16 protein-coding genes are annotated in these 15,049 nt (G+C 32.1%); 9 read left to right on the forward strand and 7 right to left on the reverse strand.

What is annotated here, in order from left to right; all coding sequences use genetic code 11:
- The coding region (locus ABDH49_08715) for a hypothetical protein (GenBank protein MEN3047036.1) at positions 1 to 255 on the forward strand (255 nt) is incomplete at its 5' end.
- Here ABDH49_08715 and ABDH49_08720 read toward each other — a convergent pair.
- Genes ABDH49_08720 through ABDH49_08740 form a run of 5 tightly spaced genes read right to left on the reverse strand, consistent with a single transcriptional unit; the run spans position 250 to position 5,735 of the window.
- On the reverse strand, positions 250 to 1,185 hold the full coding sequence (locus ABDH49_08720; protein MEN3047037.1) for a glycosyltransferase family 9 protein: 936 nt from the start codon (positions 1,183 to 1,185) through the stop codon (positions 250 to 252). The two genes, ABDH49_08715 and ABDH49_08720, sit on opposite strands and share 6 nt — an antisense overlap.
- Positions 1,182 to 2,150: a GDP-mannose 4,6-dehydratase gene (locus ABDH49_08725; GenBank protein MEN3047038.1), complete on the reverse strand. Its 969-nt coding sequence runs from the start codon at positions 2,148 to 2,150 to the stop codon at positions 1,182 to 1,184. Before ABDH49_08725 ends, ABDH49_08720 begins: the two co-directional genes overlap by 4 nt.
- A complete protein-coding gene (locus ABDH49_08730; GenBank protein ID MEN3047039.1) occupies positions 2,147 to 3,061 on the reverse strand; it encodes a glycosyltransferase family 2 protein in 915 nt (304 codons plus the stop codon). The genes ABDH49_08725 and ABDH49_08730 overlap by 4 nt, the downstream gene beginning before the upstream one ends.
- On the reverse strand, positions 3,058 to 4,359 hold the full coding sequence (locus ABDH49_08735) for a Glu/Leu/Phe/Val dehydrogenase (protein ID MEN3047040.1): 1,302 nt from the start codon (positions 4,357 to 4,359) through the stop codon (positions 3,058 to 3,060). Before ABDH49_08735 ends, ABDH49_08730 begins: the two co-directional genes overlap by 4 nt.
- Positions 4,326 to 5,735 carry a V-type ATP synthase subunit B gene (locus ABDH49_08740; protein MEN3047041.1) on the reverse strand — a complete coding sequence of 470 codons (1,410 nt, stop codon included), beginning with the start codon at positions 5,733 to 5,735 and terminating at the stop codon, positions 4,326 to 4,328. Before ABDH49_08740 ends, ABDH49_08735 begins: the two co-directional genes overlap by 34 nt.
- A gap of 64 nt (positions 5,736 to 5,799) precedes the next feature.
- Here ABDH49_08740 and neuC point away from each other — a divergent pair, with 64 nt between their 5' ends.
- From neuC to ABDH49_08760, 4 genes are read left to right on the forward strand one after another with little or no spacing between them, the layout of a single operon-like run.
- Positions 5,800 to 6,951 carry a UDP-N-acetylglucosamine 2-epimerase gene (gene neuC / locus ABDH49_08745; GenBank protein ID MEN3047042.1) on the forward strand — a complete coding sequence of 384 codons (1,152 nt, stop codon included), beginning with the start codon at positions 5,800 to 5,802 and terminating at the stop codon, positions 6,949 to 6,951.
- A complete protein-coding gene (locus ABDH49_08750) occupies positions 6,948 to 7,973 on the forward strand; it encodes a hypothetical protein (GenBank protein ID MEN3047043.1) in 1,026 nt (341 codons plus the stop codon). The genes neuC and ABDH49_08750 overlap by 4 nt, the downstream gene beginning before the upstream one ends.
- Positions 7,970 to 8,992: a GNAT family N-acetyltransferase gene (locus tag ABDH49_08755; protein ID MEN3047044.1), complete on the forward strand. Its 1,023-nt coding sequence runs from the start codon at positions 7,970 to 7,972 to the stop codon at positions 8,990 to 8,992. The genes ABDH49_08750 and ABDH49_08755 overlap by 4 nt, the downstream gene beginning before the upstream one ends.
- Positions 8,989 to 9,840 (forward strand): methyltransferase domain-containing protein, encoded by an 852-nt coding sequence (locus ABDH49_08760; GenBank protein MEN3047045.1) that lies wholly within the window; start codon positions 8,989 to 8,991, stop codon positions 9,838 to 9,840. Before ABDH49_08755 ends, ABDH49_08760 begins: the two co-directional genes overlap by 4 nt.
- A 6-nt stretch (positions 9,841 to 9,846) precedes the next feature.
- Here ABDH49_08760 and ABDH49_08765 read toward each other — a convergent pair whose 3' ends face one another.
- Positions 9,847 to 11,199 carry a sigma-54 dependent transcriptional regulator gene (locus tag ABDH49_08765; protein ID MEN3047046.1) on the reverse strand — a complete coding sequence of 451 codons (1,353 nt, stop codon included), beginning with the start codon at positions 11,197 to 11,199 and terminating at the stop codon, positions 9,847 to 9,849.
- Positions 11,196 to 12,380, reverse strand: a complete 1,185-nt coding sequence (locus ABDH49_08770) for a HAMP domain-containing sensor histidine kinase (GenBank protein MEN3047047.1) — start codon at positions 12,378 to 12,380, stop codon at positions 11,196 to 11,198. The genes ABDH49_08765 and ABDH49_08770 overlap by 4 nt, the downstream gene beginning before the upstream one ends.
- A gap of 148 nt (positions 12,381 to 12,528) precedes the next feature.
- Between ABDH49_08770 and ABDH49_08775 the strand changes: the two genes are divergently transcribed.
- The 4 genes from ABDH49_08775 to ABDH49_08790 are packed head-to-tail and all read left to right on the forward strand — an operon-like array spanning position 12,529 to position 14,886.
- A complete protein-coding gene (locus ABDH49_08775; GenBank protein MEN3047048.1) occupies positions 12,529 to 13,062 on the forward strand; it encodes a prepilin-type N-terminal cleavage/methylation domain-containing protein in 534 nt (177 codons plus the stop codon).
- Entirely contained in the window at positions 13,040 to 13,480 is a 441-nt protein-coding gene (locus tag ABDH49_08780; protein MEN3047049.1) for a prepilin-type N-terminal cleavage/methylation domain-containing protein, read from the forward strand. The genes ABDH49_08775 and ABDH49_08780 overlap by 23 nt, the downstream gene beginning before the upstream one ends.
- Positions 13,477 to 14,424, forward strand: coding sequence for a hypothetical protein (locus tag ABDH49_08785; GenBank protein ID MEN3047050.1), 948 nt, complete (start codon positions 13,477 to 13,479; stop codon positions 14,422 to 14,424). The genes ABDH49_08780 and ABDH49_08785 overlap by 4 nt, the downstream gene beginning before the upstream one ends.
- 9 nt (positions 14,425 to 14,433) lie before the next feature.
- On the forward strand, positions 14,434 to 14,886 hold the full coding sequence (locus ABDH49_08790; GenBank protein ID MEN3047051.1) for a hypothetical protein: 453 nt from the start codon (positions 14,434 to 14,436) through the stop codon (positions 14,884 to 14,886).
- Positions 14,887 to 15,049: the final 163 nt, after the last annotated feature.

Consider the following 15,049-nt stretch of genomic DNA (forward strand, 5'->3'; position numbering starts at 1 on the left):
AATCCTAAAGTATCAATTTTCTTCGGAGGAGGTTTCAAAGTCAATATGCAAAGTTACAAATGGAGGATAGTGACAGAAGGTGGTGATGTAGTCGATACCGCGTCTAGGTCTGAAACAGATCCTGGTTTAATATTAGGTGGTGGCTTTATATTTAATAACGTAGTTGAATTCTCACTCTCCTTTAAACATATTTTTACGGAGGGAAATGGTGCTCAATATATAGGCTTTGGTCTTAAATATCACCTAAGTTTATAAACGTAGAAAATCCTGAATGGGGGAGGATTTATTGCCTCCCCCTACAAACTTATTAAGTATCTTTTTATAACATCTTTTGTTAAATAAACAGAAGCCCTCTCCGTGAAGAGAACAGGGTGAACAGAAAGTCTTATTGTATAAAACTCTTAATTCTTCTCCAAACGGTCTAAAACCATAGATCGGGGTAGTTGGTCCAAAAATTACTACGCCCTTTTTTTTGTATGCACTCGCAATATGCGAAACCATACTATCAACAGTTATTACATAATCCGAATTCTTCACAATATAAAAAAGCTCCCTCAAACTTGTCCTTCCCCTCAAATCAACTATATTTTCATTAACAAGGGGTAAACTTATACCTTTACTTTTTAAATCTCCCACCACTACACACATATTTTTTTTACTCTCACTCTCCAATATTTTTTTCAAAACATAATTAGAAAGATTCTTCTTTTCTTTTGAAGTAAAGGGAGCTATTAAAATATATTTCCCTGGCAAACCCTCAAATTTAACTTCACCTTTTAAAACCGGCCTTAAATAAAAATTCTCCCTAAAAACCTTTTCAAAAGGCTCTGCAAAAATTTTTATCATACTTTTTTCCTTAATCGGATACCTCAAATAAAGATAAATCCTCCTTAAAATACTTCTTTTGTTTATAGATAGCTTTTCTTTCGCCTTTATCCTTTTCATCAGAATAAAACTTTTTAAATTCTTTTGCAAATCAAAAGCATAATTAAACTCCTCCCTAAAAATTCCTTCATGATCTTCAAGCTCATAAATTTTTAAATTTTCAAAACCAGAAAATATATCTCTAAATTTTCTCTTTAAAAGTATTGAGACATCTACGCCACTCTCAAGTAGTTTATTTACTATACCTGTGAGTAAAATTAAATCTCCTCCAGAGGAAAATCTTAATATAATTACTTTCAAAGTAAACTAAACTCTTTTGGAGCTTCAAATCCAAATTTCTCATAAAATTCATAGGTTTCTCTTAAACCTTCCTCAAAACTCTTTAATTTTATCTCACCTACAATTTCCCTAAGCCTCGTATTATCACCCCTTAACTCCGTAATCTCACTTTTTACCGGCCTCTTTCTCTGTTCTTTTTCCTTAATTTTTTTAGTTTTCCCCGAAATTCTAAAAAGTATGTCTAAAATCTCTTTTATAGAATAGGACTCTCCCGAGCAGATGTTTATCTCCTCTCCGTTAAAATATCTCTTTTCAATAAAGATTTCAATTATTTTACAAAGATCTTTAACATAAATAAAGTCACGTTTTGTATACAGATTTCCTACCTCAACTTCCTCTGAGTTTAAAATTTCATAGATTAACCAAGGTATTATTGACCTTATAGACTGTCTTGGACCATAGGTGTTAAAGGGTCTTACGATCAAAAAAGGAATATCTTCATAAATACATACAGATCTTACAAGCTCATCAGAGGCTATCTTAGAAGCAGCATAGGGAGAAAGAGCCTTTTTACAATCTTTCTCCCTTATAGGTAAACTCTCAGGATTTCCATATACCTCTGAAGTAGAAAAATGTATTAAAGGAATTTTAGATTTTTTTAGGGCGTGTAGTATGTTAAAGGTAACTAATATGTTATTAAAAAAAACTTCCTCAATATTTTCAAAGGATCTATTTACAGATATAGAGGCGGCAAGATGAATTACTAAGTTTGAGTTTTTAAAAGCCTTTTCAATTTCCTCTCTTGCTCTCAAATCACCAAAAACTATTTCAACATTTTTTAAATTCTCTTTTTCAATATATTTTAAATTTCCAATGTTTCCCTGAGAATTATATCTCACAAAGGCTATAATTTTGAATTTTTTACTTAAATGTTCTACAAGATGACTTCCTATAAAACCTCCTGCCCCTGTTATCAATATCCTCATCTTCTTTTCTCTAACTTGTCTAATCTATCATGAATCCCTGCTATCGCCTCCCCAAGAAAGCCAACTAAGAAAAATAAAAGACTTAAAATAGAAAAAAGAGCTATTAAAAAAACAATTGAAATTAACCTTACTTTTTTGTGAATAAAAAACTTTATATAAAGCCCTATCAAACTGCCAATTAAGCCAATTAAAAATGAAATAATTGAGAGAGTCCCAAATAAAAGCATGGGTTTTCTCATAAAGGATATCTGTATCTTAACAGCGACAAGGTCTAGAAAACCAATAAGTACTCTCTTAAAACCTCTATACTTACTCACTCCAAACCTTCTTGGTCTTAATTCAACATTTATTTCTGTTACAGAAAATCCATACTCCCATCCCCAAACTACTATATACCTATGCCAATCTTTCCTTAACGGAACCTCTAAAAGAACTTCCTTTCTTATCGCTTTAATAGAATTCATATCAGAAGCAGGAACCTTAAAAAGAAGCCTTGTTAAAGTATTGTAAAAAAAAGAAACAACCCTTTTATTATACTTACCAGTCTTTTTACCACAAACTATATCAAAACCCTCCTCAATTTTTTCTACTAACCTCTTTGCATCATTTAAGGTAAATTGAAGATCAGCATCAAAAATAACAATTATATCACCTTCTGCTACTTTTAACCCCCTTTGTAGAGCATAAGTTTTTCCCATATTTCTTTTGTAGGAGACAAGTTTAAGATAATTCCTCTCCTTAAGATACTTATTAATTTCCTCTAAAGTAGAATCAGTAGAACCATCATCTATATATATAAACTCCCAGTCCTTTATATCAAACTTTTCTATAAACTCATCTATTTCTTTTACTAAATGCTCAATATTTTCTGCCTCGTTATATCCAGGTATTAATACACTTACCTTTTTTATGGGAAAATTCCTCTCCTTTCGATTGCATCGATTATTCTTGAAATACCTATGACAAGTGCCGCAGTTCTAAAATCAGTTTTTAATTCTTCTGCCTTATTTATTACATGATTCAATGCTGATCTTAAAATATCCTCTAACTTCTCAAATATTTCTTTCTCTTTCCAGAAGTAATACTGTAGATCCTGGACCCACTCAAAATATGAAACAATAACTCCTCCTGAGTTTGCTAAAATATCGGGAAGTATATAAACTCCCTTTTCAAGTAAGATGTTTTCAGCCTCTGGAGTTACAGGACCATTTGCTCCCTCCACTATTAAAAATGCCTTAATAGAAGGAGCATTCTCTTCAGTAATCTGCCTTTCTATAGCCGCCGGAATAAGTATATCAGCATCTAGCCCAAAAAGTTCCCTGTTTTCTATAAAATCACCTTCTCCCTTTATTTCCTTCAAGAACTTCTTTTCCTCTATTAACTTTAATATTCTTTTGATATCTAATCCCTTTTCATTATAGATGCCACCAGAGATATCTGTAACTGCACAGACTTTTGCTCCTGCTTCATAAAAAGATAGTGCCGCAATTGAACCCACATTTCCAAAGCCCTGAATTGCAATCCTCTGTTTTTCTAAATCTTTATTTTTTAATTTCAAAAACTCTTTCGTAACAAAGAATACTCCCTTGCCAGTTGCCTCTCTTCTTCCAACTGAGCCACCAAGAGAAACTGATTTCCCTGTTACTATACTTGGAGTTGTAAATCCTTGGAACATTGAATAAGTATCCATAATTACATCCATTATCATATCATTCGTATTTACATCAGGAGCAGGTACATCCTTATATGGACCTATTAGTGGCAATATACCAGATGTATATCTTCTTGTTAATCTTACAAGTTCTCCCTGGGAAAGCAAAGCGGGATCAACCTTTACTCCTCCCTTTCCGCCACCAAAGGGTAAATTCACTAGCGCATTTTTAAAACTCATCCAAGCTGCAAGTGCAGCAACCTCATCAAGGGTTACATCTGGATGGTATCTTATGCCTCCCTTTGCTGGGCCCCTTGCTGTTGAATGCTGTACCCTATATCCTGCAAAACATTTTATACTTTCATCATCCATTACAACAGGTATTGAAACCCTTAGAACTCTCTCAGGTTCAAGTACTGTTTCAAAATATTTCTCATTCAATTTGCCGACCTCAAAGGCTTTTTCAACCTGCTGGGCGACCATTTTAAAAACTGGTCCCCAGACCTCGTCCTTTGCAATTTCCTCTAATAAGCTTCTTTTGCTTGTTTTGGTATCCATTCTTTATAAAACTCCTCCAAATATTTTCTTTTTATTTTTGAAAGTTCAGTTTTCGGAAGCATACCCAGCAGATTCCATCCTATTTCTAGCGTTTCCTCTATTGTTCTCTCTTTGTCTTGCTGGTTCAACATAACTTTTTCAAACTCATCTGCAAATTTCAAATACTTTTTATCAAGTTCACTTAACGCGTCTTCCCCTACTATGGCTACTAATTTTCTTAAATCTTTTCCTCTTGCATAACACGCATAAAGCTGATCTTTCCACTCCCTATGATATGCCGCAGTTTTTCCCTCTCCAATCCCTAAATTCATTAACCTCGATAAACTCATTAAAATATCAATAGGTGGGAAGACCCCTTTTCTATGAAGCTCTCTTGAAAGCACTATCTGCCCCTCAGTTATATAACCCGTCAAATCCGGAATAGGGTGAGTAATATCATCATCTGGCATCGTTAAAATTGGAATCTGAGTTATTGATCCCTTTTTACCTCTGATTCTACCGGTCCTTTCATACATTGTAGCTAAGTCTGTATACATATAACCGGGATAACCCCTCCTCCCTGGAACTTCTTCTCTTGCTGCTCCTATCTCTCTTAGGGCTTCGCAATAATTCGTCATATCCGAAAGTATCACAAGGACATGAAAGTCAAGTTCAAAAGCAAAATATTCTGCTACAGTAAGAGCAAATCTAGGAGTTAAGAGTCTCTCTACTGCAGGATCATCAGCCAAATTTACAAAAGCCACTATTCTTCCAAGCGCTCCACTTTCTTTAAATTCCTTCATAAAATAGGAATACTCCCTTGAAGTTAAACCCATTGCTGCAAAAACAATTAAAAACTCTTCTCCCTCACCTCTTACCTTTGCATATTTCATTATCATTGCTGCAATTTCGTTTGCTGGAAGTCCAGCTCCAGAAAAGATCGGCAATTTTTGCCCTCTAACAAGTGTATTAAAGCCATCAATTGCTGAAACGCCTGTTTGAATAAAATCGGAGGGCTTATCTCTTGCTATCGGATTTATTGCTGCTCCAATTATTGGTAGCCTCTTCTCAGGAGTAGGAAAAGGAAGACCATCGATTGGTTCTCCTCTTCCATTAAATATTCTCCCAATTAGTTCCCTTGAAACCCCTATATGAACCTGATCCTCTAAAAACCTGACCCTAGTTGTGGCTACATCAAGACCTATTGTTCCCTCGAGAACTTGAATCACTGCATATTTATCAGAAACTTCAAGTACTTGTCCTTTTCTCTTTGTACCATCAGGCATCAAAATTTCAACAAGAGCTGCATAAGAAAAATCTCTTGCACCTTCTACAAACAAAAGTGGACCAGATATATAACTAACAGTTTGATACTCCTTTGTAGATAATGTGCTCATTTCAATTTTCCTCCTAGTTTTATCAAACTTAACTCTTTTAATTATAATAAAAAGTATAATTCAAATGAAAATAAAAACTGCATTTGTAACAGGCTCAAGAGCTGAATACGGACTTTTGTATCCTGTTTTAAAAACATTTAGTAAATCAGAGGAATTTGAACTTTACCTTATAGTAACAGGACTACATCTTTCTCCTTTTTTTGGTCTTACAAAGAAAAACATAACTAGCGATGGATTTAAAATAGATTTTGAAATCCCCTTTCAGCTTGACTCGGATTTACAGGAGTCTCTTCCTATTTCCTTAGGTCATGGGATAATTCAGTTTGTAAATGTTTTTAAAACTATAAAACCTCATATTGTTTTTGTTCTTGGAGATCGTATAGAAATACTCGCTGCATCTTTATCAGCTACTTTTCTTAAGATTCCTGTTGCTCATATTCATGGAGGAGATAATACAAGCTTTAAAATTCCTGATACCTATGTAAGACATGTTGTTTCAAAACTCTCTCATATACATTTCCCTGCTACATCTAAAAGTAAAAAAAATTTAATAAAAATGGGCGAAGATGGAAAAAGAATATATGTTGTTGGAAATTTAGGTATTTACTCTCTTCCAGACGATTACATTCCTGATTATACCTTGATTAAAAGAAAGTATAATTTGTTTGATGAAAAAGATTATGTCTTATTAATTTATCATCCCTTACCTTTTGATATAGAAAATTCAATAAGGGAACTGAAGTTAATTTTAAAAGCTCTTTATGAATTTAAGCTTAATATTTTGGCAATTGCCCCGAATAATGATCCAGGTGGAAGGGAAATTTTTAACCTTTTAATAAAAGAAAAAGAGATGAAAAAAATTTCACTGTTTCCAAATTTTCCCTATCTAGAATACATCTCTATAATGAAAAGTTCAAAGTTTATTATCGGGAACTCTTCAAGCGCACTTTATGAAGCAGGCCTGTTTAAAGTTCCTGTTATAAACATCGGCAATAGACAAAGCTTAAGAGAAAGAGGGGGGTATATCTATAACGCAAATACTCTCGAGGAAATAAAAGAATCTATCTCTAACCTTTTAAACAACAGATTGCCTAAATTTATACCTTTACCTTTTAAAAGGGTTAGAGGAGATTTGATAATAAAAAGGGTAATTATAAAATTTTTCACTAAATATTCAATAGAAGAGATTTTTAATAAGACTCTTTCAATTAGATGATAATTGTAAGGGAAAAGAAAGAATGGGAGAGGGTTTTAAAACTCTTTGAACCTTCAGACATTTTTTATACTTATGACTTTGTAGAGGCAAACTGCCAAATAGAAGGGGGAGTTCCGGAAGCTCTATTTTTTGAGGGCGACGAAGGCGTTTTTTTCTATCCCTATATTAAAAGGAGTTTGAATGAACTTATTTACGTTCCAGATAAATATAGGGACTATTTTGATATTACGTCTCCTTACGGTGTAGGTGGTCCCTTACTTATTGGAAAAATTAGAAATTTATCAAAAGTTTTAGAAGATTATTTTAAAGATTCAAAAGTTATTTCTGAGTTTGTAAGATTTCATCCATTAATTGAAAATCATAAAAATTTTGAAGATTTTTATTCTTTAATAAGGGTTTCAAGTGTCGTTTATGTTGATTTTTCAGATTTCAAAACTGAAGCAGAAATTTTTAAGAGTTTAAGAGAAAATCATAGAAGGAACATAAATTATGCAATTAAAGAAAATTTTGAAATTAAAATAAATTCTCCAGAAAACTTTTATGAACTTTTTTATGATAGGTATATCGAAACAATGAGAGATAAAATGGCTGAAAAGAGGCACTTTTTTCCAAAATCCTTTTTTGAAAAACTAAAAGAAATAGGGGGTGTAGAATTTTGGCTTCTTTTTAAAGATAACCAATTTATAACAGGTGACATTTTTTTAAAAAAGTTTCCATATTCTACTTATTTTTTAGGATCAGGTTTTACCTTAAAACTTAAGGGTTTAAACCACTTTTTAATCTATTCCTTTATGAAAGAAGCTTTTAAAAAAAATTTTAGATTTCTTATGCTGGGAGGGGGTATCGGAAAAGACGATTCTCTCTTTCACTTTAAATTGGGCTTTTCCAAAAAAGTAAAAAGTTACTTTATATCAAAAAAAATCTATTTTGAAAAAATTTATGATGAACTTGTGACAGAATTTATGAAATTTAAAAATATTAAGGAAAAACCGCTACTTTTTCCACAGTATAGGGACATATGAAATATGGTAACCTTTTAATTTTTGAGCTAAAAGACTTTAAAAGGGAAATTTTAGAGAGCTTCCAAAATATGGATATCTTTTTTTTGCCAGAATATGTCACAGTTTTTGAAAAACTCCATAATGGAAAGGGTTTTTATGCCTATTATGAAATAGATGGCTCAAAAATTTTAAAACCATTTATAAAACTGAAAATTGATAATAAAAATTACTATGACATTTTCACTCCATATGGTGTGGGTGGCTTTACATTTGAAATAAAAAATCTTAGCCTAAGAGATCTTTTAAAGAAATTCTATAAAGAGTTTTCAAATTATTTATATGAAGAAAATGTTATTTCTGAGTTTACACGGGTTCATCCCTTTTTTTATAGTGAAGATATAAGGCTTGAAAATTTTATTACTAATCTCGTTACTTATTCTGTATTTATTAAGCTTAATGAGAAATTAAAAATAAGGAAAGGGCATCTTGCGTTAATCAAAAGTGCTAAGAAAAATAAAATAGAGATTAAAATTTCAAGAGAAAAAAGGGACATAGAAATATTTCATAATCTTTATATAGAAACGATGAAAAGAAAAAAGGCGTCACCCTTTTACTTTTTCCCCTTTTCATTTATAGAAGATTTTTTTAAATACTTTGACGAATCTTATATTATTATTGCTTTTTTAAAAGATAATCCTATTGCTGCCTCTATGTTCTTAGGATACAACAAGTTTTTCCATTACTTTTTATCAGGTTCAGATTATAACTATAGTAAATACGGTGGTTCCCACCTAATTATCTTTGAGGCAATAGATTTTGCAAAGAAAAAAGGATTTGAGATCCTTCATCTTGGAGGAGGTATGAAGGGCAAAGATAGTTTATTTTTATTTAAAAGTGGATTCTCAGATTTTTTCTTACCCTACTATGTTTATGGAGTAATTCATAACGAAAAAGTATACTTAGAGCTTCTTGAGGAGAGAAAAAAAATGGGACCTTTGCCCAGTGAATTTTTCTTTCCCCTTTATAGAGCCCCACTATGAAAGAGGAAAAAATAAAGGAGGAAATTTATAGAAAAATAAAGGAGATAACAGAAAAAAATGAAGACTGGGCAAGGCTTTCAATACCTGATTGGGATAAAGGAGGGAAAAAAAAATATATAAGTTCAAAGGCCGAAATAAATAGACTATACGCTTATTTTGTTGATTACCTCGATGAATTATTTAATTTAAAAAATAAAAGGGTTTTAGATCTCGGATGTGGTTTTGGAAATAATACTTTTGTGATTTACAAAAAAAATGCTATAGTTTTTGCTCTTGATATTGAGAGAGATTTTATTTATGTCGTGAATCTAAAAAAGAAATTGACTGGTTATAACCTTTACCCTCTTGTGGGTGATGGATTTAACTTGCCCTTTAAAGATAATTCCTTTGATTTAGTAGTCTGTACCCATACACTTGAGCACATTAAAAATCCAATATTATTTTTAAGTGAAATAAAGAGGGTATTAAAAAGTAGAGGAATTCTCTATCTTTCATTACCTAACTATTTTTTTCCCTTTGAACCCCACTTTAGGGTTTTCTCGTTGCCCTATCTTCCGAAGAAAGTTTCTAAATTTCTTCTAAAAAACTTTTTTTATAAAAATAGACTAAAAAAAATTAACAAAAAATGGGAAGACGTGCCCTTTCTTGAAAATTTTCTGTACGAATTAAATTTTATGAAATATTATGATATTGAGAAATTGATTAAAAGAGTAGGTTTTAAAATTTTTAAGAAAAATTTTGTTTTTAAGGAAGAACTTAAGCCTTCAAAGAAGCTAATTTTAAAAAAAATTTTAAAATTTCTTAAATTTTTTCCATTTGAAACAAGATTTATCGCTATAAAAACTTGAAGTTTTCTAAATATTTATTCCATATTTTTTTATCTTTTTATATAAAGATTTTCGAGATATGCCTAAAATCTTACTTGCCCTTGATATGTTGCCCTCCGTAGCCCTCAGAGAATTTTCAATTACCTCCCTCTCAATTCTTTCAATTTCTATTTTCAAAATGTCCCTTAGTTTCCCGACTTTAGGCTCCCTTTTACTTTCTTCACCCACTTCAATTAAAAGATCCTCCCTTTTTATAATACCATCAGTACTTAAAATCGCTGCCCTCTCAAGTATATTTTCAAGCTCTCTTACATTACCTGGATAATCATAAGAAAGAAGTATCGCCTTTGCCTCTTCACTTATTTTTAGTTTCTTTCCAATTTTTCTCCCAATCTTCTTTATAAAATTCTCTGAAATTAAAATTATATCTTCTTTCCTTTCTCTTAAGGGAGGAAGTACTATTGGAAATACAGAAATTCTATAGTAAAGATCCTCTCTAAAAAGACCCTTTTTTACAAGTTCTTTTAAATTTCGATTTGTAGCCGCTATTATTCTTGTGTCTATAACTATTTTTTTTGTTCCCCCTAACCTTTCAATTTCTTTGTTTTCAATCGCCCTTAAAAGTTTTGGTTGAAGTTCAAGAGGAAGCTCTGCAATTTCATCAAGAAAAAGAGTTCCCCCATCTGCTAATTCAAATTTACCAATTTTTGTTCTATAAGCACCTGTAAAGGCTCCCTTTTCTGAACCAAAAAGTTCATTTTCAAGGAGCTCCTTAGGAATTGCTGCGCAGTTAATAGCTATAAAGGGGCCGTCTCTTCTTTTTGAGTTTAAATGTATAAATCTTGCAAAAACCTCTTTTCCTGTTCCAGACTCACCTATTATCAGTACCGTTGTGTCTTCCTTTGCTACTTTCTTAGAAAGTTCAAGAGCCTTTAAAAATTTCTCACTTTTACCTACTATATCAGGGACTTCCCCACTTATCGTTCTTATAAGTTCTAACTTCTCTTCCTCCTTCATTTTCTCTTCTATTATTTTTTCTATCAGAATCAAAACTGCCTCAGGGTCAAAGGGTTTTGTCAAATAATAATAGGCTCCCTCTTTCATTGCCTCTACCGCATTTTCTATTGATCCATAAGCTGTTATCATAATTACATAAATACTTCTATCCTTCTCTTTTATTCTCTTTAGGATAGTTATCCCGTCGTATTTTCTTAATTTGTAGTCGAGTAAAACAACATCGGGTCTTTCTGCTTCAAAGCTTTTTAGAAACTCTTCTTCATCTACAAATCCTTCTGCCTTAAATCCCTTTTCACTTAAAAATCTTTCTATTGATTTAACAAAAGTGTAGTTATCATTTAGGATTGAAATTTTTTTAATCATAACGGAAATTCAAGTTTTACTTTTGTTCCTTTTCCCTTTTTGCTTTCGATCTCAAGTTTAGCGCTATGGATTTCTGCTATTTTTTTAACAAAAAATAGTCCAAGTCCAAGTCCCCTTGCCTTAGTTGTAAAAAAGGGTTCTGTGGCTCTTTCAAGAACTTTTTTATCCATTCCAATTCCTGTATCTTCAATATAAAGAAAGTATTTATTATCTCTTAAAAATCCCTCTATTTTAATTTTTCCCTTTTTTTCAATTGCCTCTTGAGAATTTTTTAAAATGTTAGAAACCATCTTTTTTAATAAAATTTTATTTCCCCTTAAATTTGCCTCCTCAATATTTTTTATTATTTCTACTTCTTTGTCAAAGCTCAGTTCTTCTAAGGCCTCTAACACAACTTCTTTAATATTAACACTCTCCAGTGTAACTTTTTCACCTTTTATAATATATCTCTGATAATCCTCCATTGTACTGTTTAAACTTTTTACTTCCTCGTAAATTTTATCAAAAATACTATCTTCAATTTTGTTTCTAACTAATTTCATATAAGTTAAAATAGATTGAAGTGAATTTTTGAGTTCATGGGAAAAGAGGGCTGAAATCTCAGCTATCTCTATAAACTTTCTTTTACTTTCTATCTCTTCCATTTCTTTTAAGACAGATTTTCCAAATAAATCCTTAAATAGATCAGTTATTTTTTTATCTTTTTCCTCTAACCATACAAAAAAGTTACTTATTACAATGTAAAAAGCATAAAGAAGCAAGAAAAAAGTTAGGGTAAAGAGAAAATTAAAAAAAAGCCTCAAATTTGAATTTAATGTAATTATATAAATTAAAGGCAAATTTTCATATCTAACTAACACCTTCTCATCTTTTAAGTTTAACCAAAACTTTTGATTTTTATCTAGATAAAAGTCCTTTATTTTACTTATCTCCCTTAGATCTTCTCCACTTAAAATAACGTTTTCCTTTTTATAGATCACCTCAAACCCACTTTTATAGGAAACTATCATTTCTATTTCTGGAAAACTTACAAATTTCTCTTGAGATAAAATTTCCCTTAATTTTTCCCTTTCTCTTTCTAAAAAAATTTTTAGGAGCCTTTTTGTATTTAAATATTCATGAAAGTGAATTAAAAAATTTGTAACACCCGTAACAAAAAGAAAGAAGAAAAAAAGTTTCACAAAAATTTTAAAATTCTTTATACTCATCTCATTTATTATAAACAATCTATGTAACCCAAAGTAAACAATTTAAAAAAAAATACACATTTTTTGCTTTAAAAAAATGGAACAAATTTTGTATAAAATTAAAGTAGACAGGAGGTAAGGCATGATTACAGGAAAGGATGCGAAGGGTAATAAAAAGAGAGGGTTTACCTTAATAGAGCTTTTATCTGTTGTTCTTATCTTTACTATTCTACTAGGTATAGGCGTTTATTCTTTAAAAAATCTTGGGGAAGTCTCCTCTGAAAGTGAAGCACAACGTATTGTTAGTTTACTAAATGTTTGGAGAGAAAGTGCTATCTCTACCCAAAGTTCTATATTAGTGCGTAGGATTGGAAGAGGGTTTGGTGTTTCAAGATTAAGAGCTGGTTTTGGTGAGCAGCATTTTGCTAATTATAATTTTGTCAAACTAAGATTTGGTATAAGTCTTGCAACTAGGGGAGTTGAGGAGGCACTTGGTGTTATAGAAAGTGACGGTGTTGTTTTTCCAAATGATATTTTAATTTTTGATAGAAGAGGAGGAGCTGTTGCCGGGGCTTTCTATTTGACAGATGGAAGGTTAGATTTTGCAATAGGAGTTACACCCTCAGGAAGAATAAAACTTTGGAGGTGGAGAAATGGAGCCTGGAGGGAAGGCTAATTTTTGTAGAAGTGGCCTTACTTTGATAGAGCTTCTTGTATCAATAACTATATTTGGTATACTTTTTGTAGGTCTTTTAAATGCACTATTTTTTGGTCTTGAAGCAAATATCTTAAACAGTCAAAGAATAAGAGCAAGGGAAATAATGACCTCTCATCTTGACTATCTTAAGAACTTACCTCCAGATCATCCTCACATTCAAGATGTAAGACCTGGGAATGGTCTTTTTAATCTAAATAATTTTGATCACTTGTTAGTGTTAGATGACAGAGTGACTGGTATGACTTGGCGAATTATTTGGAATATAGAAAGGGATCCCCAAGATCCAGATCTTTATGATATTAGGGTTTTTGTTTTATGGAGAAACGATAGATTTTTTGTAACCGCTCAAACAAGTTACTATAGGGGGGGAAGATGATGAAAAGAGCTTTCACTTTAGTTGAACTCTTAGTTTCCGTATTAATTTTTCAAATTGTTATAGTAGCAATTATAGCACTTTTTTTGACTCAACATAGGAGAACTATTCAAGTTCAAAATGTTTCATCCCTGCAGACTGATGCTCAGGTAGCCTTTGAAATATTAAAGTGGGACCTTAAGATGTGTGGTTTTGGTTTGGGACCTACTAATAATTTCATAATCTCTCAGGATGGGGGGCGAAATGGTCCTGATGCAATAACAATTTTTGGAGTTGCTCTCGGATTAGAACTGGCTCAAACAAGGTTCAACGTGGTTAAAGAAGGTACTCAGATACCTACAAGGAGAATTCTTTTAAATTTATGGGAAAGAGCTGATACAGTAAGAAATATAAAACCTCTTGACTTTATATACGGTATAGATCCTGAATCAAGAAGTTTAATTGAAGGTATACAAGGGGTTCAGGTAGAGTCTACACGAGTAGACTATAGCACTAGGACTCTCACATTAATTTTAAGAAATCCTATATCTTGTAAAAAGGGAACAATAATAATTGGTGTTAGAGATCAAAGAGGTGTTACAACTGGAATTACCTATCAGCTTGATGCAAATCGTGTTTTAAGAAGGGCTGGAGTTCCTTTTCTTGAAAATGTTGAGGATATTCAGTTTGCTTATGGAATTGATGGTTTAAATGGAAACCCTAACAATGTAATAGACCCTAATGAATGGGTTAATGATCTTACTGGAATAAGTAGTAGTATGATTTTTAACAATAAATTCGCTATAAGAGTAACCATGATAGTAAGGTCAAAGGGTATTCCTGGTTTTTTATATAACAGAAGAGTTTTAAATGTGGAAAATAGAGTAATAAATCTGAATGTACGTGATAGAAGATTTGATAGAATAATTTTGCAGGGGGTTGTGTACCCTAAAAATCTAAATATATAAGGAGGAGTTATGAAAAGAGGGGTTGCCCTAATTACAACTATATTAATGGCTTCCCTGTTAACCATCTTAATAGGGACAGCCCTTTTTCTTGTATCAAGGGGAATTTTTGTAACAGGTGGAGAGGAAAGATTTGTTTCTGCAATTGAGGCAGCAGATGGTGGAATAGAAAGGGGAGTATGGCAGATAAGAAGGTATATTTCAGGTCTTGATAATTTAGATCCGAGAAATTTTAGGATTGGTTCTTATGATGTTACAGTGGATCCTGAAATGGTGACGGTTTATCAGCGTTCAGGTTTTAATTTAAGATTCGCTGCAGCCTATTTAGGTCTTGGTTATTCAGAAACTGGTGGATCCTTGGGACAAGTATTTTTAATTGCCTCAGAAGCTCGTCATCCAAGAGGTCAACAAGGTGTAGTTGAGGTTTTAAGACTTGTCCCTATTGGAACACAAGGAGGTCAATAATGAAAAGGGTTTTGATTATATTTTTATTATTTCTTTTTAATTTAAAAGGGCAAGAGATGCCATGTTCAGCTCCACCACATGTCTCTGTGATTGAAAAGCCCAATGTCCTTATAGTTCTTGATGTTACAGGGAGTATGAGAATGAGAGCTGCAAAAGATTTAGA

The sequence above is a fragment of the Candidatus Hydrothermales bacterium genome (genome assembly GCA_039630235.1).
GTDB lineage: Bacteria > Hydrothermota > Hydrothermia > Hydrothermales > JAJRUZ01 > JBCNVI01.